Source organism: Streptantibioticus ferralitis, from assembly GCF_029223525.1.
In the GTDB taxonomy this organism is placed as follows: Bacteria; Actinomycetota; Actinomycetes; order Streptomycetales; family Streptomycetaceae; genus Streptantibioticus_A; species Streptantibioticus_A ferralitis.
Window position 1 is genome coordinate 68,553 of sequence record NZ_JARHTQ010000013.1, and the last position, 21,449, is coordinate 90,001.

The 21,449-nt window shown below is 69.9% G+C and carries 24 protein-coding genes; 10 read left to right on the top strand and 14 right to left on the bottom strand.

Going from position 1 to position 21,449, the window contains the following annotated elements:
- Nucleotides 1-72 precede the first annotated feature (72 nt).
- Nucleotides 73-939: a helix-turn-helix transcriptional regulator gene (locus tag P2L57_RS20710; RefSeq protein WP_275816677.1), complete on the bottom strand. Its 867-nt coding sequence runs from the start codon at nt 937-939 to the stop codon at nt 73-75.
- Between the two features lie 149 nt (nt 940-1,088).
- Between P2L57_RS20710 and P2L57_RS20715 the strand changes: the two genes are divergently transcribed.
- From P2L57_RS20715 to P2L57_RS20740, 6 genes are all read left to right on the top strand, one after another.
- Entirely contained in the window at nt 1,089-2,528 is a 1,440-nt protein-coding gene (locus P2L57_RS20715) for an MFS transporter (protein ID WP_372515824.1), read from the top strand.
- A gap of 94 nt (nt 2,529-2,622) precedes the next feature.
- Nucleotides 2,623-3,204, top strand: a complete 582-nt coding sequence (gene ybiA / locus P2L57_RS20720; RefSeq protein ID WP_275816679.1) for a riboflavin biosynthesis intermediates N-glycosidase — start codon at nt 2,623-2,625, stop codon at nt 3,202-3,204.
- A gap of 95 nt (nt 3,205-3,299) precedes the next feature.
- Nucleotides 3,300-4,304: an aldo/keto reductase gene (locus tag P2L57_RS20725; protein WP_275816681.1), complete on the top strand. Its 1,005-nt coding sequence runs from the start codon at nt 3,300-3,302 to the stop codon at nt 4,302-4,304.
- A 26-nt stretch (nt 4,305-4,330) separates the two neighbouring features.
- On the top strand, nt 4,331-4,921 hold the full coding sequence (locus P2L57_RS20730; RefSeq protein WP_275816683.1) for a TetR/AcrR family transcriptional regulator: 591 nt from the start codon (nt 4,331-4,333) through the stop codon (nt 4,919-4,921).
- Nucleotides 4,922-5,033: 112 nt separating this feature from the next.
- A complete protein-coding gene (locus tag P2L57_RS20735; RefSeq protein WP_275816685.1) occupies nt 5,034-6,479 on the top strand; it encodes an MFS transporter in 1,446 nt (481 codons plus the stop codon).
- Nucleotides 6,476-6,895, top strand: coding sequence for a MarR family winged helix-turn-helix transcriptional regulator (locus P2L57_RS20740; RefSeq protein ID WP_275816687.1), 420 nt, complete (start codon nt 6,476-6,478; stop codon nt 6,893-6,895). Before P2L57_RS20735 ends, P2L57_RS20740 begins: the two co-directional genes overlap by 4 nt.
- A 53-nt stretch (nt 6,896-6,948) precedes the next feature.
- Here P2L57_RS20740 and P2L57_RS20745 read toward each other — a convergent pair whose 3' ends face one another.
- Nucleotides 6,949-8,331 carry a glycine--tRNA ligase gene (locus tag P2L57_RS20745; RefSeq protein ID WP_275816689.1) on the bottom strand — a complete coding sequence of 461 codons (1,383 nt, stop codon included), beginning with the start codon at nt 8,329-8,331 and terminating at the stop codon, nt 6,949-6,951.
- Nucleotides 8,332-8,547: 216 nt separating this feature from the next.
- Here P2L57_RS20745 and P2L57_RS20750 point away from each other — a divergent pair, with 216 nt between their 5' ends.
- Nucleotides 8,548-8,964, top strand: a complete 417-nt coding sequence (locus P2L57_RS20750; RefSeq protein ID WP_275816691.1) for a Fur family transcriptional regulator — start codon at nt 8,548-8,550, stop codon at nt 8,962-8,964.
- Nucleotides 8,965-9,004: 40 nt separating this feature from the next.
- Here the strand turns inward: P2L57_RS20750 and P2L57_RS20755 are convergent, their stop codons facing one another.
- The 4 genes from P2L57_RS20755 to leuA form a co-directional block, all read right to left on the bottom strand.
- Nucleotides 9,005-9,808: an isoprenyl transferase gene (locus P2L57_RS20755; protein ID WP_275816693.1), complete on the bottom strand. Its 804-nt coding sequence runs from the start codon at nt 9,806-9,808 to the stop codon at nt 9,005-9,007.
- Between the two features lie 13 nt (nt 9,809-9,821).
- Nucleotides 9,822-10,598 (bottom strand): DNA repair protein RecO, encoded by a 777-nt coding sequence (gene recO, locus P2L57_RS20760; RefSeq protein ID WP_275816695.1) that lies wholly within the window; start codon nt 10,596-10,598, stop codon nt 9,822-9,824.
- A 154-nt stretch (nt 10,599-10,752) separates the two neighbouring features.
- Nucleotides 10,753-11,472, bottom strand: coding sequence for a TerB family tellurite resistance protein (locus tag P2L57_RS20770; protein ID WP_275816697.1), 720 nt, complete (start codon nt 11,470-11,472; stop codon nt 10,753-10,755).
- Between the two features lie 244 nt (nt 11,473-11,716).
- Entirely contained in the window at nt 11,717-13,486 is a 1,770-nt protein-coding gene (leuA, locus tag P2L57_RS20775; protein WP_275816699.1) for a 2-isopropylmalate synthase, read from the bottom strand.
- 304 nt (nt 13,487-13,790) lie between these two features.
- Between leuA and P2L57_RS20780 the strand changes: the two genes are divergently transcribed.
- On the top strand, nt 13,791-14,930 hold the full coding sequence (locus tag P2L57_RS20780) for a M4 family metallopeptidase (protein WP_275816701.1): 1,140 nt from the start codon (nt 13,791-13,793) through the stop codon (nt 14,928-14,930).
- A gap of 9 nt (nt 14,931-14,939) precedes the next feature.
- Nucleotides 14,940-15,206 (top strand): protealysin inhibitor emfourin, encoded by a 267-nt coding sequence (locus tag P2L57_RS20785; protein ID WP_275816703.1) that lies wholly within the window; start codon nt 14,940-14,942, stop codon nt 15,204-15,206.
- A gap of 18 nt (nt 15,207-15,224) precedes the next feature.
- On the opposite strand, the gene era is transcribed toward P2L57_RS20785, so the two are convergent.
- The 3 genes from era to P2L57_RS20800 are packed head-to-tail and all read right to left on the bottom strand — an operon-like array spanning nt 15,225 to nt 16,857.
- Entirely contained in the window at nt 15,225-16,166 is a 942-nt protein-coding gene (era, locus tag P2L57_RS20790) for a GTPase Era (RefSeq protein WP_372515815.1), read from the bottom strand.
- A gap of 60 nt (nt 16,167-16,226) precedes the next feature.
- Entirely contained in the window at nt 16,227-16,577 is a 351-nt protein-coding gene (locus P2L57_RS20795; RefSeq protein WP_275816708.1) for a cytidine deaminase, read from the bottom strand.
- Between the two features lie 22 nt (nt 16,578-16,599).
- Nucleotides 16,600-16,857, bottom strand: a complete 258-nt coding sequence (locus tag P2L57_RS20800; protein WP_308292498.1) for an MmyB family transcriptional regulator — start codon at nt 16,855-16,857, stop codon at nt 16,600-16,602.
- On the opposite strand from P2L57_RS20800, the gene P2L57_RS20805 reads away from it, so the two are divergent.
- Nucleotides 16,771-16,971, top strand: a complete 201-nt coding sequence (locus P2L57_RS20805) for a hypothetical protein (RefSeq protein WP_275816710.1) — start codon at nt 16,771-16,773, stop codon at nt 16,969-16,971. The two genes, P2L57_RS20800 and P2L57_RS20805, sit on opposite strands and share 87 nt — an antisense overlap.
- 53 nt (nt 16,972-17,024) lie before the next feature.
- Here the strand turns inward: P2L57_RS20805 and P2L57_RS20810 are convergent, their stop codons facing one another.
- From P2L57_RS20810 to P2L57_RS20830, 5 genes are all read right to left on the bottom strand, one after another.
- Nucleotides 17,025-18,344: a hemolysin family protein gene (locus P2L57_RS20810; RefSeq protein ID WP_275816712.1), complete on the bottom strand. Its 1,320-nt coding sequence runs from the start codon at nt 18,342-18,344 to the stop codon at nt 17,025-17,027.
- A 5-nt stretch (nt 18,345-18,349) separates the two neighbouring features.
- Nucleotides 18,350-18,847, bottom strand: a complete 498-nt coding sequence (gene ybeY / locus P2L57_RS20815; RefSeq protein WP_275816714.1) for an rRNA maturation RNase YbeY — start codon at nt 18,845-18,847, stop codon at nt 18,350-18,352.
- A gap of 13 nt (nt 18,848-18,860) precedes the next feature.
- Complete coding sequence (locus tag P2L57_RS20820) at nt 18,861-19,898, bottom strand: PhoH family protein (protein WP_275816716.1); 1,038 nt, start codon at nt 19,896-19,898, stop codon at nt 18,861-18,863.
- A gap of 123 nt (nt 19,899-20,021) precedes the next feature.
- On the bottom strand, nt 20,022-20,321 hold the full coding sequence (locus P2L57_RS20825; protein WP_275816718.1) for a hypothetical protein: 300 nt from the start codon (nt 20,319-20,321) through the stop codon (nt 20,022-20,024).
- The gene (locus P2L57_RS20830; RefSeq protein ID WP_275816720.1) at nt 20,318-21,403 is read right to left on the bottom strand and encodes a carbohydrate kinase family protein; all 1,086 of its coding nucleotides are present in this window, start codon (nt 21,401-21,403) and stop codon (nt 20,318-20,320) included. The genes P2L57_RS20825 and P2L57_RS20830 overlap by 4 nt, the downstream gene beginning before the upstream one ends.
- Nucleotides 21,404-21,449: the final 46 nt, after the last annotated feature.

Here is a 21,449-nt window from a genome sequence, read left to right on the forward strand (position 1 = left end):
CGGCGGGATTTCCTTCGGGCGGCGGATGGTACGGGCGATCTCCCATTGTCCCCCACCGGCGCGAGGCCTCGCTCAGACGGCCACCGGCACCCGTTCCGAGGCCGCCACGGCGAGCTGGTGCAACCGCTCCAGGCGGCTGCGGGTCTGGTCGTCCAGCGGGGTGTAGACGACCATCCGGGTGCCGCTGCGCGGCCGCAGCCACATACTGGTGTGCTCCAGGTTGAGCAGGCCGACCCGGCTGTTGAGGAAGCGCTTGGGACGGTTGGACGGCGGGGCCACCTCATGCTCCCGCCAGATCTCGCGGAACTCCTCGGACCCCCGCTCCAGCCGCTTGACCAGGTGCGTCCAGACCGGCTCCGCCACATGCTCGCCCATCCCGGCCCGGAACTGGGCGGTGCAGCGGCGCATGACCTCGTCCCGGTCGACCACCGCCTCGCGCCAGGCGGGATCGGTGAACACCAGCCACAACACGTTGCGGTCCTCGGCGGGCAGCGCGTCCAGGTCGTTCACCAGCCGACCGTAGGTGCGGTTGTACGCGAGGATGTCGTACCGGCTGTTCATGACGCAGGCGGGCAGCGGCTCCAGTTGCTCCATGGCGGCCCGTACCGCGGGCGTCACCGTGGGGCAGTCCTTGGGCGGCATCGGGTCGGAGGCCCCGGCCAGCACGAACAGATGGGCACGCTCGCCCGGATCGAGCATGAGCGTACGGGCCACCGCGTCCAGCACCTGCGCGGAGACCTGGATGTCGCGGGCCTGCTCAAGCCACGTGTACCAGGTGACGCCGACCGCGGACAGCTGCGCCACCTCCTCACGGCGCAGCCCCGGGGTGCGGCGCCGTGAACCGGCGGGCAGGCCCACCTGGTCGGGGGTGATCCGCTCGCGGCGACTGCGCAGGAAGTCGGCCAGTTCACGTCGGCGTACATCGGTGCTCACGCTCATGGGACCAGCTTGCCGCACCCTTCAGCCAGTTGCCAGGTTCTTCCAATACCTGGATAACCACACTCTGGTACCCCCTTAAATCAGCCAGCATCGTAGTGGCCGTGAAGACACAGACCGCACAGACCGAAGTCCGGCCTTCGAGGGCCACGGTGCTGCCGAGCGTGCGCCGCCTCGGCGCCCAGGCGTCCGGCCCGGACTCGGCCGCGTCCCCGGCGCTCGGCCCGCTCGGGTTGCTCACCCTGCTCCTCGGCGCGGCACTCCCCATGATCGACTTCTTTATCGTCAATGTCGCGCTCCCGACCATCGAGCGCGATCTGCACACCGGCCCCGCACTGCTGGAGATGGTCGCGGCGGGCTACGGCGTGGCGTACGCCGTGCTGCTGGTGCTCGGCGGCCGGCTCGGCGACATGATCGGGCGCCGCCGGCTCTTCCTCATCGGAACGGCGCTGTTCGCGCTGACCTCGCTGGCCTGCGGCCTGGCGCCGAACGCCTGGACGCTGGTCGGCGCGCGGGTCGCCCAGGGCGCGGCGTCCGCGCTGATGCTGCCGCAGGTGCTGGCGACCATCCAGTCCACCACCACCGGCGCCCGGCGCGGCCGGGCACTCGGCCTGTACGGCGCCACCGGCGGTATAGCGGCGGTGGCGGGCCAGGTGCTGGGGGGCTGGCTGGTGGCCGCGGACATCGCGGGCACCGGCTGGCGCTCCATATTCCTGGTGAACGTACCGGTGGCGGCGGCCGCGATGGTGCTCGCGCTGCGTACGGTCCCGGAGACGCGGTCGGCGAAGCCCGCGCGGATCGACGTCACGGGCACGGTTCTGCTGGGTGCGACGCTGCTCGCGCTGCTGGTGCCGCTGATGGAGGGCAGGGCGGTCGGCTGGCCGCTGTGGTGCTGGCTGCTGCTGGCCGCCGCGCCGTTCGTGGCGGCCGGGTTCTGGCTGGCCGAGCGGCGCGCCGAGCGCACCGGCCGCGACCCGCTGGTGCCGCCGTCGCTGCTGGGCAATCACGGGATGCGCAGCGGTCTGCTGGTGGCGCTGCCGTTCTTCACCGGGTTCGGCGGCTTCATGTTCGTGATGGCGGTCGGGCTTCAGCAGGGGCTGAGGCTTGGTCCGGTGTCGGCGGGCACCGCGCTCGCACCGATGGCGGTGGCGTTCTTCACGGCCTCGCTGCTCGCACCGCGACTGGTGGTGCGGCACGGGCGCCGGGTGGTGACCACCGGGCTGGCCGTGCAGGGCGTCGGGCTGCTGATCGTGGTGGCGGCAACGCTGGCGAGCTGGCCGCACATGGGGCCGCTGGACTTCGCGCCGGGCATGGCGGTGCTCGGCTTCGGCCAGGGGCTGGCGATGAGCACGGTGTTCCGGATCGTGCTGTCGGAGGTTCCGGCGGACCGCGCCGGGGTGGGCAGCGGCGTGATGGTGACCACCCAGCAGTCATCGCTGGCGCTCGGCGTCGCGACGCTGGGCACCCTGTTCCTGTCGCTGGCGTCCTCGGTCGGCATGCGCGACGCGCTGGTGACGGCGATCCTGGTGCAGGTCGCGGGGGGTGCGGCGGCGGTCGTGCTGAGCCTGCGGCTACCGCGTCAGGTGCGGTGACGGTCGGCCACGGGCCCGCGGGGCACGGCGATACGGGGGTGATCGCCGTGTATCCGCGGGCCCGTTGTCACACCCCGCTGACACGATCTACGGCATGAGCGAAGCACAGCCGATCACCCACCCGTCCGAGGCCCGGGACCGCGGCGCGTTGGCCGCCCTGGTGGCTTCCGGGGTGACCCCCAAGTACCTGATGTTCTGGGGCCATCGGCCCAAGCGGGACGGAAGCCTGGGGGCCGGGTGCCTCAGCCAGTGGTGGCCCGCGGAGTTCACCGTCGACGGCGTCCGGTACCCGACGGCCGAGCACTGGATGATGGCGGGAAAGGCCCGGCTGTTCGAGGACGAGGAGACCGCGGCCGCGGTGCTGGCCGCCGGGCACCCCAACGAGGCGAAGACACTCGGCCGCCAAGTGCGCGGCTTCGACGAGGAGTTGTGGGCACGGCACCGCTGGCACCTGGTGGTCGAGGGGAACGTGGCCAAGTTCGGTCAGGATCCGGCGCTGCGCGACTTCCTGCTGAGCACCGGGTCCCGAGTGCTGGTGGAGGCGAGCCCGCTGGACCGGGTCTGGGGCATCGGGCTGGCGGCCGATGACGAGCGCGCACCGGATCCGGCGCGGTGGCGGGGCCTCAATCTGCTGGGCTTCGCCCTCATGGAGACCAGGTCACGGTTGAGCCGGTAAACCCACAATCGAAGATGCGATGACAGATATTGAAATCTGTCATCGCGCATGCCATGCTTGTCGGGCGCCCCCCTTTTCTGAAGGAGCAACCCGCAATGCACACCCGAACCCTCGGTACCAACGGTCCCGTCAGCTCGGCGATCGGCCTCGGCTGCATGGGCATGTCCGCGCTGTACGGCGAGACCGACCGCGGCGAGTCCATCGCCACCATCCACGCCGCCCTCGACGCCGGAATCACCCTGCTCGACACCGGCGACTTCTACGCCATGGGCCACAACGAACTGCTCATCCGGGAGGCCCTGGAGAGCAGCAGGCAGGGCCGCGACAACGCGCTGCTGAGCGTCAAGTTCGGCGCCCTGCGCGACCCCGACGGAGGCTGGTCCGGCCATGACGGCCGCCCCGAGGCGGTCAAGAACTTCCTCGCCTACTCGCTCCAGCGGCTCGGCACCGACCACATCGACGTCTACCGGATCGCCCGGGCCGACCCTGCGGTACCGATCGAGGAGACCGTCGGCGCGATCGCCGAGGCCGTACAAGCCGGGCACGTACGGCACATCGGCCTGTCCGAGGTCGGCGCGGACACCATCCGCCGGGCCGCCTCGGTGGCGCCGATCAGCGATCTGCAGATCGAGTACTCGCTGTTCTCCCGCGACATCGAGCAGCGGATCCTGCCGACCTGCCGTGAGCTCGGCATCGCGGTGACCGCCTACGGCGTGCTCTCCCGCGGCCTGCTCAGCGGCCACTGGACCCGCGACCGGCAGACCGCGGCGGGCGACTTCCGCAGCGGGAGCCCGCGTTTCAGCGGCGAGAACCTGGACCGCAACCTCGGCCTGGTCGACGCACTGCGGCAGATCGCCGACGCCAAGGGTGCTACCGTCGCCCAGATCGCCATCGCCTGGGTGCTCTCCCGCGGCGAGGACATCGTGCCCCTGGTCGGCGCGCGGCGCCGGGACCGCCTCACCGAGGCACTGGGCGCGCTGGACGTGACCCTGGACGCGGAGGACCTGGCGGCGATCGAGAAGGCCGTCCCGGCCGGGGCCGCCGCGGGCGAGCGCTACCCGACCGCGCAGATGAGCTACCTCGACAGCGAGCAGCAGTAGCAGACGAGAAAGGCCGGACCCCCTCCATGCCGCCGGAGCCCCTGACCCCCGACCGCATCCTCGAAGCCACCGAGGACGTGCTGCGCCGATTCGGCCCCGCCAAGGCGACCGTGGTCGACGTGGCACGGGCGCTGGGGGTCAGTCACGGCAGCGTGTACCGGCACTTCCCCAGCAAGGCCGCGCTGCGTGAGGCGGTGACCGAACGCTGGCTCGACCAGTCGCACGCCGCCTTGTCCCAGATCGCGCGGGCCGCCGGCCCCACACCGCAGCGGCTGCGCGACTGGCTGGCGGCGCTGTTCGCGGCCAAGCGGGCCAAGGCGGGCGGCGATCCGGAACTGTTCGCCACGTACATGGTGCTCGCCGGCGAGAGCAGCGAGGTCGTCGACCGTCACATCGACACAGTGGTCGGGCAGTTGGCGCAGATCATCGAAGAGGGCGTGGGGAAGGGCGAGTTGAGCCTCCCCGCCGACACGGAACCGGCCGTGACGGCCCGCGCCGTATGGGACGCCACCTGCCGATTCCACGACCCGGCCTACGCGACCGACTGGGGCGACGAGAGCATTCACCCCGCCTTCGACGCGGTCTGCGCACTGGTCCTTCGCGGCCTCGGCGGATAGCCGTCCGGGCCCGTCGCCCCCGGCGGGCGGCCAACCCGTTTGAGCCACCAACGAGTTAGTTGTACTCTTGAAATAATTACATACATACAACTAATACTCATAGGGGTGGGCCGTGCCAGAGCTGAGCCGCAGAAGACGCTTCCTCGTGTTGGCCATCTGCTGCATGTCCCTGCTGATGGTCAGCCTGGACAACACGGTGCTCACCGTCGCGCTGCCGTCGATGCAGAAGGAGATGCACACCACCGTCTCCGGCCTGCAGTGGACGATCGACGCCTACACGCTGGTGCTGGCCAGCTTCCTGATGCTCTCCGGTTCGACCGCCGACCGGATCGGCCGCCGCCGTACGTTCCAGGTCGGCCTGACGGTCTTCACCCTCGCGTCCCTGCTGTGCAGCCTCGCTCCCGGCCTGCCCTGGCTGGTGGGCTTCCGGATGCTGCAGGCGATCGGCGGTTCGATGCTCAACCCGGTGGCGATGTCGATCATCACCAACGTCTTCACCGAGCCGAAGGAGCGCGCCCGGGCGATCGGCGTGTGGGGCGGGGTGGTCGGCATCAGCATGTCGGCCGGTCCGGTGATCGGCGGGCTGCTGGTGGAGACCACCGGATGGCGCACCATCTTCTGGCTGAACGTCCCCATAGGTCTGCTGGCCCTCACGCTGACCAAGCTGTTCGTCCCGGAGTCCCGCGCCCCCAAGCCGCGCCGGGTCGACCCGATCGGCCAGCTGCTGATGATCGCGCTGCTCGCCGGGGTGACCTACGCGATCATCGAGGCCCCCGGCAAGGGCGTGACCAACCCGCTGATCGTCACCTGCGCGGTGGTCGCCGCGGCCTCGCTCGCCGGACTGCTGTGGTACGAGCCGCGGCGCGACGAACCCCTGCTCGACCTGCGGTTCTTCCGTAGCGCCCCGTTCTCGGGCGCGACCGTGATAGCGATCTGCGGCTTCGCCGCGCTCGGCGGGTTCCTCTTCCTCAACACCCTGTACCTGCAGAACCTGCGGCACCTCGACGCACTGCACGCGGGCCTGACCATGCTGCCGATGGCCGCGATGTCGCTGTTCTTCGCCCCGCTGTCCGGCCGGATCGTCGGCGCCCGTGGGCCGCGGCTGCCGCTGCTGCTCGCCGGGACGGCGATGTGCCTGAGCAGTGTGGTGATGGCGACGCAGTTCTCCGCGAGCACCTCGCTCGGGCTGGTGATCGGCGGATACATCGTCTTCGGCATCGGTTTCGGCCTGGTCAACGCCCCGATCACCAACACAGCGGTGTCCGGTATGCCGCGCTCCCAGGCCGGTGTGGCGGCCGCCGTCGCCTCCACCAGCCGCCAGGTCGGCAGCTCGCTCGGGGTCGCGGTGATCGGCTCGGTGATGGCCTCCGGCGCGGCCGGGGGTTACGGCGCGGGCTTCACCGACGCCAGCCGGACCGCCTGGTGGATCATCGCCGGCTGCGGAGCCGCCATCTTCGTCATCGGCAGCATCACCTCCGGCCGCTGGGCGCGCCGCACGGCGGACCGTACCGCGGACCGCCTGACGACCGACGAGATCAAGATGCCGGTGAACGCATGATGGACGACAGGATCGAGACCGCCGAGCACGCATGGCACGGCCTGCGCGTCCTGCTCCTGGAGCAGCACGACCGCCGCAAGGAGGTCGCCGAGGCACTCGGGATGAGCTTCAACCGGGTCAAGGCGCTGCGCCGGATAGCCAACCAGCCGTGCACCCTGCGCTCCCTCGCCGAGTTCATGGTGATCGACGCGCCCTACGCCACCGTGATCGTCGACGACCTGGCCAAGCGCGGCCTGGTGGAGCGCACCGCCAACCCGGCGGACCGCCGCTCCAAACTGGTCCGCGTCACGCCGCCCGGCCGAGCCGCGGCCGAGGAGGGCAACCGCATCCTGGACACCCCGCCCGACGCGCTGCTCGCCCTGCCGCCCGACGACCTGGCGGCACTGGACCGGATCGTCACCCGACTGCTGGACTGACACGGCAAGGGGGCTGGGGGCCGAAGCCCCCAGCCCCCTTGCCGATCGTGGCCTCAGCAGCCGAGCAGACGGCTGCCCAGGTAGGCCTGCACCTGGTCCAGCGACACCCGCTCCTGCTTCATGGTGTCGCGCTCACGCACGGTCACCGCGTTGTCCTCAAGGGTGTCGAAGTCGACCGTCACGCAGAACGGGGTACCGATCTCGTCCTGGCGGCGGTAGCGGCGGCCGATGGCGCCCGCGTCGTCGAACTCGATGTTCCAGTTCTTCCGCAGGTCGGCGGCGAGGCCCTTGGCCTTCGGCGACAGCTGCGGGTTGCGGGACAGCGGCAGCACGGCGACCTTCACCGGGGCGAGCCGCGGGTCGAGGCGCATCACGGTGCGCTTCTCCATCTGGCCCTTGGCGTTCGGCGCCTCGTCCTCGTTGTAGGCGTCGAGCATGAAGGCGAGCATGGCGCGGTTGACACCGGCCGCGGGCTCGATCACGTACGGGGTCCAGCGCTCCCCCGCCTCCTGGTCGAAGTACGACAGGTCCTGGCCGGAGGCCTTGGAGTGCGCGTTCAGGTCGTAGTCCGTGCGGTTGGCCACGCCCTCGAGCTCGGAGAACTCGGTGCCGCCGAAGTTGAAGCGGTACTCGATGTCAGCGGTGCGCTTCGAGTAGTGGGAGAGCTTCTCCTTCGCGTGCTCGTACCAGCGGATGTTCTCCTCGCGGATGCCCAGGTCGCGGTACCAGTTCCAGCGCTGGTCCATCCAGTACTCGTGCCACTGCTCGTCCTCGCCCGGCTTGACGAAGAACTCCATCTCCATCTGCTCGAACTCCCGGGTGCGGAAGATGAAGTTGCCCGGAGTAATCTCGTTGCGGAAGGACTTGCCGATCTGGGCGATACCGAACGGCGGCTTCTTGCGCGAGGTCTGCTGGACGGCGGCGAAGTTGGTGAAGATGCCCTGCGCGGTCTCCGGACGCAGGTAGGCGACCGAGCCGGAGTCCTGGGTCGGGCCGAGGTGGGTGGAGAGCAGGCCGGAGAACTGCTTGGGCTCGGTGAAGCCGCCCTTGTTGCCGCAGTTGGGGCAGTTGATGTCGGCGAGGCCGTTGATCGGCATACGGCCGTGCTTCGCCTCGTACGCCTCCTCCAGGTGGTCAGCGCGGAAACGCTTGTGGCAGGAGGTGCACTCGGTGAGCGGGTCGGTGAAGGTGGCCACGTGACCGGAGGCCTCCCAGACCTCGCGGGCCAGGATCACCGACGAGTCGATACCGACCACGTCGTCGCGCGAGGTGACCATGGAGCGCCACCACTGGCGCTTGATGTTCTCCTTGAGCTCCACGCCCAGCGGTCCGTAGTCCCAGGCGGCACGCTGGCCACCGTAGATCTCGGAGCAGGGGTAGACGAAGCCACGGCGCTTGCTCAGGCTGACGATGGTGTCGATCTTGTCGGCGGCCACGGTGCTCTCTTCAGTACGACGAAGCGGTCAATGTGGGATCCGCCGGCACCTCGCGCGTCGTAACGGTGCGGCCCGCTGCGGCCCAGCGAATAACTCAGGTTACCGGCGCTTGAGCCCTCCGGACCAAATCGGTTTCCCTTTACGATCATCAACCACTGGCACAATGGGAGCGAGCCAGCGAACCGCAGTGCCCGCAGGAACGAGGAGGACGAGACCGTGGCCACCGCCAACCCCCCCGTCCAGGGACGTGCCACCCGACAGCGTGCCGCGGTATCGGCCGCCCTCGCGGAGGTCGACGAGTTCCGCAGCGCGCAGGAGCTGCACGACCTGCTGCGGCACCGCGGCGACTCGGTGGGCCTGACCACCGTCTACCGCACCCTGCAGTCGCTCGCCGACGCCGGCGAGGTGGACGTGCTGCGGACCAGCGAAGGCGAGGCCGTCTACCGCCGCTGCAGCAGCGGCCACCATCACCACCTGGTCTGCCGCAGCTGCGGCAAGGCCGTCGAGGTCGAGGGCCCCGCGGTCGAGAAGTGGGCCGACGCCATCGCCGCCGAGCACGGCTACGTGGACGTGGACCATACGATCGAGATCTTCGGGACCTGCGCGGACTGCGCGGCCGCCGCGCAGAAGTAGCCGCTTCCGGGGGGCCGAGCCCCCCCGGAACGCTCTCTCCCTAGGGGTTCGGGAGCGCGCCGCCGAAGCGGCGGTCGCGCGAGGCGTACTCAAGGCAGGCGCGCCACAGATCGCGACGGTCGAAATCCGGCCACAGTACGTCCTGGAACACCATCTCCGCATAAGCGCTCTGCCAGATCAGGTAGTTGGACGTGCGCTGTTCGCCGGAGGGGCGGACGAACAGGTCGACGTCCGGCATGTCCGGGTAGTACATGTACTTGGCGAGCGTCTTCTCGTTGACCTTGGACGGGTCGAGCCTGCCCGCCTTGACGTCCGCGGCCAACCTCGCCGCCGCGTCCGCGATCTCCGCACGGCCGCCGTAGTTGACGCAGAAGTACAGCGTCATGGCGTCGTTGTCCTTGGTCTGCTCCTGGGCGATCTGCAGTTCCTGGACAACGGACTTCCACAGCTTCGGCATCCGGCCGGTCCACCGGATCCGGATGCCCAGCGCATCCATCTCATCGCGGCGGCGGCGGATCACATCGCGGTTGAAGTTCATCAGGAAGCGGACCTCTTCCGGCGACCGCTTCCAGTTCTCCGTCGAGAAGGCGTACAGCGAGAGGTTCTTGACCCCCATCTCGATGCAGCCCTTGAGGACGTCGAGCACCACGCCCTCGCCCACCTTGTGGCCCTCGGTACGCGGCAGTCCGCGCTGCTTCGCCCAGCGGCCGTTCCCGTCCATGACGATCGCGACATGGTTCGGGACCAGTTCGGCAGGGATCTTCGGCGGTCGCGCGCCCGACGGGTGCGGGTCCGGCACCTGGTATTCGCGCCGACCACGACTGAGGATCCCACGACGTGCCATGTGCTCTTTTCCCCTACTTCCCTGCTTCTACTTCCCGACGGACCGCATTCTCCACGAACCGCAGCGAGCGCAGCCCCCGCTCCAGATGCCACTGCAGGTACGCGGCCACGATCCCGCTGCCCTCCCGGGAGTGGCGCTCCTCGCAGGCATCCGCCGTTTCCCAGTCCCCGGTGAGCAGCGCCCCCAGGAGTTCCAGTGACTCCGCAGAGGGTACGACGCTGCCGGGAACGCGGCACTGAGCGCATACCACTCCGCCCGATGCGACCGAGAAGAACCGGTTCGGCCCGGGCAGCCCGCATTTGGCGCAGGCCTCGAAGCTGGGCGCATAGCCGTTGACAGCGAGCGAGCGCAGCAGGAAGGCGTCCAGCACCAGCCGTGGGTCATGCGCGCCGCTGGCCAGTGTCCGCAGTCCCCCGACCAGCAGCAGGTACTGCTGCACGGCAGGTTCTCCCTCGTGATCCGTGAACCGCTCGGCGGTCTCCAGCATCGCCGTACCGGCGGTGTAGCGGGCGTAATCGGTGACGATGCCGCTGCCGTAGGCCGCGATCGACTCGACCTGGGTGCACAACGGCAGCCCACGGCCGACCAGTTCGCCGCCGCGGGCGAAGAACTGCGCATCGACGTGGGAGAACGGCTCCAGGCGAGCGCCGAACTTCGACTTGGTACGGCGAACGCCCCGGGCCACGGCCCGCACCCGCCCCTGCCGCCGAGTGAGGAACGTGATGATCCGATCCGCCTCGCCCAGCTTCTGGGTGCGCAGCACTATGCCGTCATCGCGAAACAGAGTCATCGACCGCACCCGCCACTGCCCGGCTGGGGGTACGGGGGTCGCCCCCCGGAAGAAAACAGCATGACCCGATCCGCCTCGCCCAGCTTCTGGGTGCGCAGCACTATGCCGTCATCGCGGAACAGACTCATGCCACTCATTGTCCCGCATGGACGCCCTACGACGGCGTGCGGGCAGCCGCCTCCAGCAGCCGGTCGGTGTCCTCCGCGGGCAGCCGCAGCGAGCGGCCGACGGCGGCGAGGGCCTCACGTTCGGCGGGCAGGTACGGGCCGTCGGCGAGCGCGATCCGCGCGCCCTGGAGCAGGACGCGCTCGCGGCCCTGCGGAGCGAGGTGCCTGGTAAGCGGCTCCAGGGCCTCGTGGAGCTCGATCGACAGCCAGGTCCCGCAGCCGTCCAGGGCGCCCGCCAGGGAGTCGTACGCGCCGGGCAGCCGTCCCTCGTCCGCGGCCAGCGCGGCCAGCAGGCCGATGAGCTGGTCCTCGGTGCAGTCGCTGAACCCGGCCTCGCGCACCGCCTCCAGGGCGGCCTGGCGGGCGTGCCGGGAGCTGGCGCCGCCCGCGGTCAGCACGGCGAGGGCGATGGTGTGCACCGCGTCCCTGAGCATCGCGGAGAAGCGGCTGCTGGTGGGCGCGTCCAGTACGTCGAGCCCGTAGCGGCGGTGGCAGACGCCGCACTCGGCGATGGTGCCCGCCGGGCCCCGGGAGAGCAGCGGCACCCCCAGCACGGTGAGGCGCCGAACGCCGCTGCGGCGGCAGTAGTTGCGGTCACCGCCGCAGTTCGGGCAGTAGAACTCACCGTCGCCCTCGGTGTGCCAGACGGTCCGTACCCCCCAGACGTACCGGCCCCGACAGCGCAGTTCCAGCGATGGCAGGCCCACGATGCACCCTCCGGCGGCTCGTCCTGGCACGTGCGAACATCCCACTACGTCGCGTTGCGTCGCACGGCGCGAGCGTGGGAGCCAGCGCGATGCCGCGCATAGGTAACGCTCCGGCAACGTCGCCGTGTTGGAGTGATGTTAGCCACACCGATGACGTGCAGTCAGTACCGCGTACCCACCGGGTTACGAAAACGCGGTTCCGGCCACCGCCTGGTGGCCGGAACCGCGGGGTTCGTCCGCCAGGTCAGGCGCGGTGCGCCCGGTTGACCGCGGACACCACGGCCTTGATCGAGGCGCGCACGATGTTCGCGTCGATACCGACGCCCCACAGCACCTTGCCGTCGATCGCGCACTCCACGTAGGAGGCCGCCTGGGCGGCCGCGCCCTCGGTCTGCGCGTGCTCGGCGTAGTCCAGCACCCGTACGTCCACGTCGGCCGCGGCCAGGGCGTCGATGAACGCGGCCAGCGGGCCGTTGCCGGTACCGGTCAGCACGGTCTCGGTGCCGTCCACCACCGCCTCGACGGTGAGCGCGTCCCCACCGTCGTTCGTGGTCGAGGTCTGGGCGGAGCGCAGCGCGATCCGGCCCCAGGCGTTGTCCGGCGTCGGCAGGTACTCGTCCTGGAAGACCGACCAGATCTCGGCCGGGGTGACCTCGCCGCCCTCGGCGTCGGTCTTGTTCTGGATGATCTTCGAGAACTCGATCTGCATCCGGCGCGGCAGGTCCAGCTTGTGGTCGTTCTTCAGGACGTAGGCGATACCGCCCTTGCCGGACTGGGAGTTGACGCGGATGACGGCCTCGTAGGAACGGCCCACGTCCTTGGGGTCGATGGGCAGGTACGGAACCGCCCATTCGATCTCGTCGACGGTCTTGCCCTGCGCCGCCGCGTCCGCCTCCAGCGCCTCGAAGCCCTTCTTGATGGCGTCCTGGTGGGAGCCGGAGAAGGCGGTGTAGACCAGATCGCCCGCGTAGGGGTGGCGCGGGTGGATCTCCATCTGGTTGCAGTACTCGGCGGTGCGGCGGATGTCGTCGATCCGGGAGAAGTCGATCTGCGGGTCGACGCCCTGGGAGAACAGGTTCATCCCCAGGGTGACCAGGTCGACGTTGCCGGTGCGCTCGCCCTGCCCGAACAGGCAGCCCTCGATGCGGTCGGCCCCGGCCATGATCGCCAGCTCGGCGGCGGCCACCGCGGTGCCGCGGTCGTTGTGCGGGTGCACCGACAGGCAGATGTGCTCGCGGCGGGACAGGTTCCGCGACATCCACTCGAAGCGGTCGGCGTGCGTGCTCGGCGTGGAACGCTCCACCGTGGCGGGCAGGTTGAGGATGATCTCGCGGCCGTCCTCCGGCTGCCAGACGTCCATCACCGCCTCGCAGACCTCCAGCGCGAAGTCCAGCTCGGTGTCGGTGAAGATCTCCGGGCTGTACTGGTAGCCGAAGGCCGTCTCCTCGCCCAGGATCTTGTCGGCGTACTCCATCACCAGCCGGGTGCCGTCCACGGCGATCTGCTTGGTCTCCTCGCGCCCGCCGCGGAAGACCACCCGGCGGAACAGCGGCGCGGTCGCGTTGTACAGGTGCACGGTGGCGCGCGGGGCGCCGCGCAGCGATTCGACGGTCCGCTCGATCAGTTCCTCGCGGGCCTGCGTCAGGACGGAGATCGTCACGTCCTCCGGGATCGCGCCCTCTTCGATGATGGAGCGCACGAACGCGAAGTCGGTCTCGCCGGACGACGGGAACCCGACCTCGATCTCCTTGTAGCCCATGGAGACCAGCAGGTCGAACATCGCCCGCTTGCGGGTCGGCGACATCGGGTCGATCAGCGCCTGGTTGCCGTCCCGCAGGTCCGTCGACAGCCAGCGCGGCGCCTTGGTGATCCGCTGCTGCGGCCAGGTGCGGTCCGGGATGTCCACGGCCTCGTACGGGCCGTACTTGTGGATCGGCATCCGGGACGGGCGCTGGCGCACCGTGGCGGCGGTGATGGGCGTGGGTCGACCGACGCTGTTGGGGGTGCTGCTCATGCTGTGAGGCTCCTGAGTCCTTTGGCTCGGACGGCCGACGGCGGGATGTGGCATCACCGAACTCCGCGGGGAGGGGGTCGGCCTCGACTACAGGCCCTCGCCGCGGCAGCTAAGAAGAAGCAGCCCGAAACGCATGATGTGGGAAGCCTAGCCCGGCAGGCCCCACGACGCACAGGAGAAGCCCGGTTCCTCTCAGTATGCAAGACGGCGGGCCAACACGTCGTAAACGTTGATCTTCCACTCGTTCTTGGGAATTCCGGACACGAGCGGTGACAACCGAGCTACGCAGTGCCAGATTGCGGGAATGACCAATGCGCCTGCCAGCCGTCCTGTTTTCTGCTCGATCGTCCCGCCGCATCTGCTTGACTCGCTCGCCCGGCACGAGGATCCCGACGTGCACCTTCCGGCGCGGTACACGCTGGAGCTCGACGCCGCTCACCGCACCCGGCGCCGGATCGGCGCCCTGCCGACCGCCGTGCCCGACACGGCCACCGGCCCCGACCACCCCGTCCGCACGATCTACGACGCCCGGCACCAGCAGACGCTGCCCGGCGAGAAGGTGCGGGCGGAGGGCGCCGGTCCCGCCAAGGACCAGCCGGTCAACCACGCCTACGACGGGCTGGGCGCCACCTTCACGCTCTATCTGAGGGCGTACGGACGGCACTCCATCGACGGCCGCGGCCTGCCGCTGAACGCGAGCGTCCACTACGGGCAGGGCTACAACAACGCCTTCTGGGACGGCAAGCAGATGGTCTTCGGCGACGGCGACGGCCGGATCTTCCAGGACTTCACCGGCTCCGTCGACGTGATCGGCCACGAGCTGACGCACGGCGTCACCCAGTACACCGCCAACCTGGAGTACTTCGGGCAGTCGGGGGCGCTCAACGAGTCGGTCTCCGACGTCTTCGGCTCGGTCATCAAGCAGTACGCACTGCGGCAGACCGTCGACCAGGCCGACTGGCTGATCGGCGCGGACGTCCTCGCGCCCGGGATCCACGGCACCGCGCTGCGCTCGATGAAGGCGCCCGGAACGGCCTACGACGACCCCACGCTCGGCAAGGACCCGCAGCCCGCCACCATGGACGGCTACGTCAGCACCTCGCAGGACAACGGCGGTGTGCACATCAACTCGGGCATTCCCAACCACGCCTTCTACCTGGTCGCCGCGGCGCTCGGCGGTCACAGCTGGGAGCGCGCGGGCCAGATCTGGTACGACACCCTCACCGGCGGCGCCCTGGCGTCGGACGCCGATTTCGCCGCCTTCGCCCGGGCCACCGCGACCGCGGCGCAGACCCGGTACGGGGACGGGGAGGAGTACCAGACGGTGCTCAAGGCCTGGTCCCAGGTCGGGGTGCCGGCCGCGCCGACCGGCACCGCACTCCCCCGGCAGGCGTCCCCCCAGCAGCAGGCACCGGAAGGTGCACAGCCCCCGTCCCAGGGGTAGACGACCATCATGCGGATAGCGGTGACCAGGACCGGCGGCTTCGCCGGAATCACCCGCCGGGCGGAGCTGGACACCACCGGCCGCCCCGACGCGGGGCGCCTGCACGCCCTCGCCCACGAGGTACTCACCGCGAGCGACTCCGGGACGCCGGTCGGCGTCCCGGACGGGTTCGTCTACGAGATCACGGTGGACGGCCGCACCGTACGGTGCGCCGACCCGCACCTGAGCGGGGCCCAACGGAAGCTGATCCAGCAGGTGTTGAAGGAAGGGGCGTAGCGGCTCGGGCCGCCGTACTCAGAAGCCCAGCTTCCGCAGCTGCTTCGGGTCGCGCTGCCAGTCCTTGGCGACCTTCACATGCAGATCCAGGAAGACCGGCGTGCCCAGCAGCGCCTCGATGTGCTTGCGGGCCTTGGTGCCGACGTCCTTCAGACGGGCGCCCTTCGGGCCGATGATGATGCCCTTCTGGCTGGGGCGTTCGATGTAGATGTTGGCGTGCACATCGAGCAGCGGCTTGTTCTCCGGGCGCCCCTCGCGCGGCAGCATCTCCTCGACGACGACCGCGATCGAGTGCGGCAGCTCGTCCCGTACCCCCTCCAGGGCCGCCTCGCGGATCAGCTCGCCGACCATGACCTGCTCGGGCTCGTCGGTCAGGTCGCCCTGGGGGTAGAGCGCCGGGCCCTCCGGCAGCAGCGGCACCAGCAGGTCGGCGAGGAGCGAGACCTGCTTGTCACCCACGGCCGACACGGGCACGATCTCCGCCCACTCGATGCCGAGTTCCTTGCCCAGCTGATCGACCGCGATCAGCTGGGCGGCGAGCCGCTCGGAGTCGACCAGGTCGGTCTTGGTGACGATGGCGACCTTCGGCGTCTTCTTGATCTCGGCCAGTTCCTTGGCGATGTAGCGGTCGCCGGGGCCGAGCTTCTGGTCGGCGGGCAGGCAGAAGCCGATCACGTCGACCTCGGACCAGGTGGTCCGTACGACGTCGTTGAGCCGCTCGCCGAGCAGCGTGCGCGGCTTGTGCAGCCCGGGGGTGTCCACCAGGACGAGCTGCGCGTCCGGGCGGTGCACGATGCCGCGCACGGTGTGCCGGGTGGTCTGCGGACGGTTGGAGGTGATCGCCACCTTCTGGCCGACCAGAGCGTTCGTAAGGGTGGATTTGCCCGCGTTGGGCCGACCGACGAAGCAGGCGAAACCGGCCCGGTGGGAGTTCTGCGGGGAGTCTGTACGAACGCTCATGCCGCCCATTGTCCCCGATGGGCGGCCATGCCCCGGCCCGCTCCGCTCGTGATCGACGCGCTAGGCGTCCAGCCGGGCCCGCAGCGTTCCGTCGCCCGAGGCGAGCAGGATCGGCGTGCCCTGGCCGCCGAGCTCACGTACGACCGCCTGGTCCTCCTCCGGCACGCTGTCCGCGTCGGAGACGACGGCCGCCGCCTCCAGCGACTTCGCGCCGCTGGCGACCGCCATCGCGATGGCGGTCCGCAGTGCGCTCAGCTTCAGCGAAGCCAGATCCACCGACCCGGCGACATACGTACGGCCCGTCTCATCCCGTACGGCCGCGCCCTCGGGCACACCGTTGCGGGCGCGCACCGACCGGGCAAGGGTGATGATCTTGCGGTCCTCGGGATCGATGGCTGCTGCGTCGCTCATGGAGCGAGCATACGGCGGGCGGTCAGCTCGCCACCGGGCGGATCGTCTCCCGCCACCCCTCCGGGGACGCCAACCGCTCCAGCTTTTCCGCGGTGTCCGTGCCGGGCACGGGATTGTGCATCACGGTCGTCAGGTCCGGCCGGGCCGAAATCGGCGGCTGGGTGCTCTCGAAGCGCAGCAAGCCGATCCCCGGGTGCGCGATCTCCTTCACCATCTGCCCGCCGGGCCGCACATCGCCGCGGCCCCGCAGCTCGGCGAACTCCTCGCTGACAGCCAGCAGTTCACTGACGACCGTGCGGAACCCCTCGTCGTCCGAGTACTCGAAGGCGGCGGCGGGGTCGCGGTGGGCTCGGAACCGCCGCGCGGCATGGTGGTCGCCGGCCGTCGCGGCTGAAGGAATCCTTCCGCCGCGACAGCGCGATGCGGCTGAACCCGTCGGCGCGGGCGTTACCCGTCCGCCGCCAACTCGCCCTCGTCGGTGCGGGATACCGCGGACACCAGGACCGTGCCGATGCGGTTGCGGCGGCCCGCCGGGGACTCGGCGGTCAGCCGAAGCGCGGTCGGGACGGCCGGGGCATGCGGAGTGGAGGCATCCGCGGGGAGTTCCACGACCGCGCTGGCGCCCGGGATCGGCACCCGGCCAAGGGCCTTCGCCAGCAGTCCGCCGACCGTCTCCACGTCCTCGTCGTCCAGCTTCACCCCGTACAACTCGCCGAGGTCACCGATGTCCAGCCGGGAGGTGACCCGGAAGCTGCCGTCCCCCAACTCCTCGACCGGCGGCAGTTCGCGGTCGTACTCGTCGGTGATCTCGCCGACGATCTCTTCGAGGATGTCCTCGATGGTGACGATCCCGGCCGTACCGCCGTACTCGTCGATGACGACCGCGACATGGTTGCGGTCCCGCTGCATCTCGCGCAGCAGATCGCCCGCGTTCTTGGTGTCGGGCACGAACGTGGCGGGTCGCATGACCGTGGCGACCGGATCGTTCTCGGACTCGCGGTTGATGTGCACCCGCCGTGCCAGGTCCTTGAGGTAGACCATGCCGACCACGTCGTCCTCGTTCTCGCCGGTGACCGGAATACGGGAGAAGCCGCTGCGCAGCGCGAGGGTGAGGGCCTGACGGATCGTCTTCGTCCGCTCGATCATGACCAGATCGGTTCGTGGCACCATCACCTCGCGCACGATCGTGTCACCGAGTTCGAAGACCGAGTGCACCATCCGGCGCTCCTCGTCCTCGATGAGCGAGTCCTGCTCGGCGAGGTCCACGAGTGCGCGCAGTTCGGCCTCGGAGGCGAACGGGCCCTGGCGAAAGCCCCTGCCTGGAGTGAGCGCGTTACCGATGAGGATGAGCAGCTTGGGTACCGGCCCCATGATCCGGGCCAGCGGCAGCAGCACGTACGCGGCGGCGGTGGCCGTGTTCAGCGGGTGCTGGCGGCCGATGGTGCGCGGTGAGACCCCGACGGCCACATAGCTGACCAGCACCATCACGCCGATGGCGACGGCCAGCGCCTGCCATGTGCGGTCGAAGGAGCGCAGGCAGACCGTGGTGATGAAGGCGGCCGCGGCCATCTCGCAGCCGACCCGCACCAGCAGCGCCACATTGAGGTAGCGGGTGGGGTCGGAGGCGATCTGGAGGAGCTTCGCGCTGCCACGCCGGCCGGCCCTGGCCGCCTCCTCGGCGCGGAACCGCGAGGTACGGGCCAGACCGGCCTCGGCGCAGGCAGCGAGCCAGGCGATGACGACCAGGAGGACGCTTGCGATGATCACGGCGGTCAGTGGGTGGTGGGGGCCGGAGACGGCCCCTCGACGCCGCGCGCAGCGCGCCAGTCGTCCAGGATCGCCTTCTGCAGGCCGAACATCTCGGCCTTCTCGCCCGGCTCCTCGTGGTCGTAGCCGAGCAGGTGCAACACACCGTGCACGGTGAGGAGTTGCAGCTCCTCGTCCATCGAGTGCTGGGTCGGCGCCTGCTCGCCCTGCTTCTTGGCGACCTCGGGGCACAGCACGATGTCGCCGAGCAGGCCCTGCGGCGGCTCTTCCTCGTCCTTGCCCGGCGGACGCAGCTCGTCCATCGGGAAGGACATCACATCGGTGGGACCGGGCAGGTCCATCCACTGGATGTGCAACTGCTCCATGGCTTCGGCGTCGACGACGATGATCGAGAGCTCGGACATGGGGTGGATACGCATGCGCTGGAGTGCGTAACGGGCGACTTCGAGCACCGACTGCTCGTCGATCTCCGTGCCGGACTCGTTGTTGACGTCGATCGCCATGGTGCGGTGTCTTTTACTTTCCCTTGCCGGCGTGGCCGCTGGTATGGCCACCGTTGCGGTTGTCGTAGGCCTCGTAGGCGTCCACGATCCGGCCGACCAGCTTGTGGCGGACCACGTCGGTGCTGGTGAGCCGGGAGAAGTGCACGTCCTGGACGCCGTCCAGGATCTCCACGACCTGCCGCAGCCCGCTCTTGGTGCCGCCGGGCAGGTCGACCTGGGTGATGTCACCGGTGATGACGATCTTGGAGTCGAAGCCGAGGCGGGTCAGGAACATCTTCATCTGCTCGGCGGAGGTGTTCTGCGCCTCGTCCAGGATGATGAAGGCGTCGTTGAGGGTGCGGCCGCGCATGTAGGCGAGCGGGGCGACCTCGATCGTGCCGTTCGCCATCAGCCGCGGGATCGAGTCGGGGTCGATCATGTCGTGCAGCGCGTCGTACAGCGGGCGCAGATACGGGTCGATCTTCTCGTAGAGCGTGCCGGGCAGGAAGCCGAGCCGCTCGCCCGCCTCGACCGCGGGCCGGGTCAGGATGATCCGGTTGACCTGCTTGGACTGCAGCGCCTGTACGGCCTTGGCCATCGCCAGGTAGGTCTTGCCGGTACCGGCCGGGCCGATGCCGAAGACGATGGTGTGCTTGTCGATCGCGTCGACGTACCGCTTCTGGTTGAGCGTCTTGGGGCGGATGGTGCGACCGCGGGTGGAGAGGATGTTCTGGGTGAGGACCTGTGCCGGGGTCTCCTCGAGACCGTCCGGTCCGCTGTCCTGCCGGAGCATGGCGATCGACCGCTCCACTGCGTCCTCCGTCATGGGCGCGCCGGTGCGCAGCACCAGCATCATTTCATCGAAAAGGCGCTGCACCAACGCGACTTCCGCCGCGTCTCCGGCAGCGCTGACCTCGTTGCCACGGACATGGATGTCCACGGTCGGGAACGCCCGCTCGATCACGCGCAGCAGCGAGTCACCCGATCCCAGGACAGTGACCATGGGGTGCTTGGCCGGTACGACGAAATGTGCGCGCGCCTGCGGTTGCTGCTGCGTGGGTGTCTGTGTCATGGGCTCGGCTCTGCGGCCTGCGTCCCGCTTCCGTACTCGACATGCCTGTTAGGGCCTGGGGTTCAAGGGTACGACGGGTCGGGGGCAGGCCCGAGAGGTTTTCCGCCCCGATTCCCGGACCGCTCAGGCCGCCCGGCCGCGCAGGGTGAGGGCGGCGCCACGCAGGTCGGTCTTGTGCGAGCGGATGCCGCGGACCAACTCGGCCATGGCTCCCGCCGGGGGAGAGATCGGCTCGCCCGACTCCTCCAGGTACATCCGGGCACACGCGGCGCCGACCGCCGCGTTGCCGTCCTCGAACGGTTCGAGCAGCGACATGCTGTGCAGCAGGGCCGCGGCCCGTGTCGCCGCCTCCTCGCAGTACGGGTAGTACGGCTCGTTCGCGAAGCGCTCGAAGGCGTGTCGCTCGGCTGTTTCGGGGCTCACATCTGCCGGAACCCGATCGTCGGCACCGCGCGGCGCAGTGGCCAGGGGCGGGCGCCGGTGGGCAGCAGGTCGTCCAGGAAGGCGTAGCGGCGCAGGGCGCTGCGGTCCTGGTCGTCGTACTGCTTGGCGTGCTGCCACCAGGCGGCGACCTCGATCCAGCCGGGTGCGGAGAGCGACCCGCCGAACTCCTGGACGGACAGGGCCGCGGTCAGGCTGGCGAAGGCGAGCCGGTCGGTGAGCGGCCAGTCGGCGAGCGTCCCGGTGATGAACCCGGCCACGAAGACATCACCGGCGCCGGTCGGATCGAGGGCGTCGACAGTGAGCGCGGGCACCTCCGCGGCCTCCCCGCTGGACGAGTCAACCGCGTACGCACCCTCTTCGCCCAAAGTGACGACCGCCAGCGGCACCAGTTCGGCGAGCTTGCGGGCGGCACGGCGCGGGCACTCGGTACGGGTGTAGCGCATGGCCTCTGCCGCGTTGGGCAAGAACGCCTCGCAGTGCCGCAGGTCGGTCAGATCATGGGGGTCCCAGCGCCCGGAGTCGTCCCACCCGACGTCGGCGAAGATCCGGCTGCCGTACCGGGCCGCGTGCCCGATCCACTCCTCCCGGCGGCCCGGGCTGAGGGAGGCCACACAGGCTCGGGCGGGCGGCGGGCACACCGGTGCGGGCTCCTCGGGAGGCGGCGCCTCATGGCCGTGGCTGACCATGGTCCGTTCGCCCTCGTACGCCATGGAGACGGTGACGGGCGAATGCCAGCCCGGCACCCTGCGGGACAGCGACAGCTCGATGCCCTCGTCATGCTCCAGGCTCTCCCAGCAGTAGTCGCCGTACATGTCGTCGCCGAACGCCGCCGCGAGGGAGGTGTGCAGGCCCAGCCGGGCGAGCGCGGTGGCCATGTTGGCCACGCCCCCGGGGCTGGAGCCCATCCCGCGGGCCCAGGACTCGGTGCCGCGCACCGGCGCGCTGTCCAGGCCGGTGAAGATGATGTCGAGGAACACGGTGCCGGTCAGATACACATCGGTCGCCGGGTCACCCGGGGCGCGGACCGCGGCGAGCGGGTCGAGGACGGGTTGGTCTGCCACCAGTGGCTCCTTCCGGCGGACGCGTGATCGCGTGTTGCACACTGTG

What these genes read in the sequence shown, in the direction of transcription:
- P2L57_RS20710 (WP_275816677.1), bottom strand. Translation starts at nt 939, where the DNA reads ATGAGCGTGAGCACCGATGTACGCCGACGTGAACTGGCCGACTTCCTG.
- ybiA (WP_275816679.1), top strand. Translation starts at nt 2,623, where the DNA reads ATGAGCGAAGCACAGCCGATCACCCACCCGTCCGAGGCCCGGGACCGC.
- P2L57_RS20725 (WP_275816681.1), top strand. Translation starts at nt 3,300, where the DNA reads ATGCACACCCGAACCCTCGGTACCAACGGTCCCGTCAGCTCGGCGATC.
- P2L57_RS20730 (WP_275816683.1), top strand. Translation starts at nt 4,331, where the DNA reads ATGCCGCCGGAGCCCCTGACCCCCGACCGCATCCTCGAAGCCACCGAG.
- P2L57_RS20740 (WP_275816687.1), top strand. Translation starts at nt 6,476, where the DNA reads ATGATGGACGACAGGATCGAGACCGCCGAGCACGCATGGCACGGCCTG.
- P2L57_RS20755 (WP_275816693.1), bottom strand. Translation starts at nt 9,808, where the DNA reads ATGGCACGTCGTGGGATCCTCAGTCGTGGTCGGCGCGAATACCAGGTG.
- recO (WP_275816695.1), bottom strand. Translation starts at nt 10,598, where the DNA reads ATGACTCTGTTTCGCGATGACGGCATAGTGCTGCGCACCCAGAAGCTG.
- leuA (WP_275816699.1), bottom strand. Translation starts at nt 13,486, where the DNA reads ATGAGCAGCACCCCCAACAGCGTCGGTCGACCCACGCCCATCACCGCC.
- P2L57_RS20780 (WP_275816701.1), top strand. Translation starts at nt 13,791, where the DNA reads ATGACCAATGCGCCTGCCAGCCGTCCTGTTTTCTGCTCGATCGTCCCG.
- P2L57_RS20785 (WP_275816703.1), top strand. Translation starts at nt 14,940, where the DNA reads ATGCGGATAGCGGTGACCAGGACCGGCGGCTTCGCCGGAATCACCCGC.
- era (WP_372515815.1), bottom strand. Translation starts at nt 16,166, where the DNA reads ATGAGCGTTCGTACAGACTCCCCGCAGAACTCCCACCGGGCCGGTTTC.
- P2L57_RS20795 (WP_275816708.1), bottom strand. Translation starts at nt 16,577, where the DNA reads ATGAGCGACGCAGCAGCCATCGATCCCGAGGACCGCAAGATCATCACC.
- ybeY (WP_275816714.1), bottom strand. Translation starts at nt 18,847, where the DNA reads ATGGCGATCGACGTCAACAACGAGTCCGGCACGGAGATCGACGAGCAG.
- P2L57_RS20820 (WP_275816716.1), bottom strand. Translation starts at nt 19,898, where the DNA reads ATGACACAGACACCCACGCAGCAGCAACCGCAGGCGCGCGCACATTTC.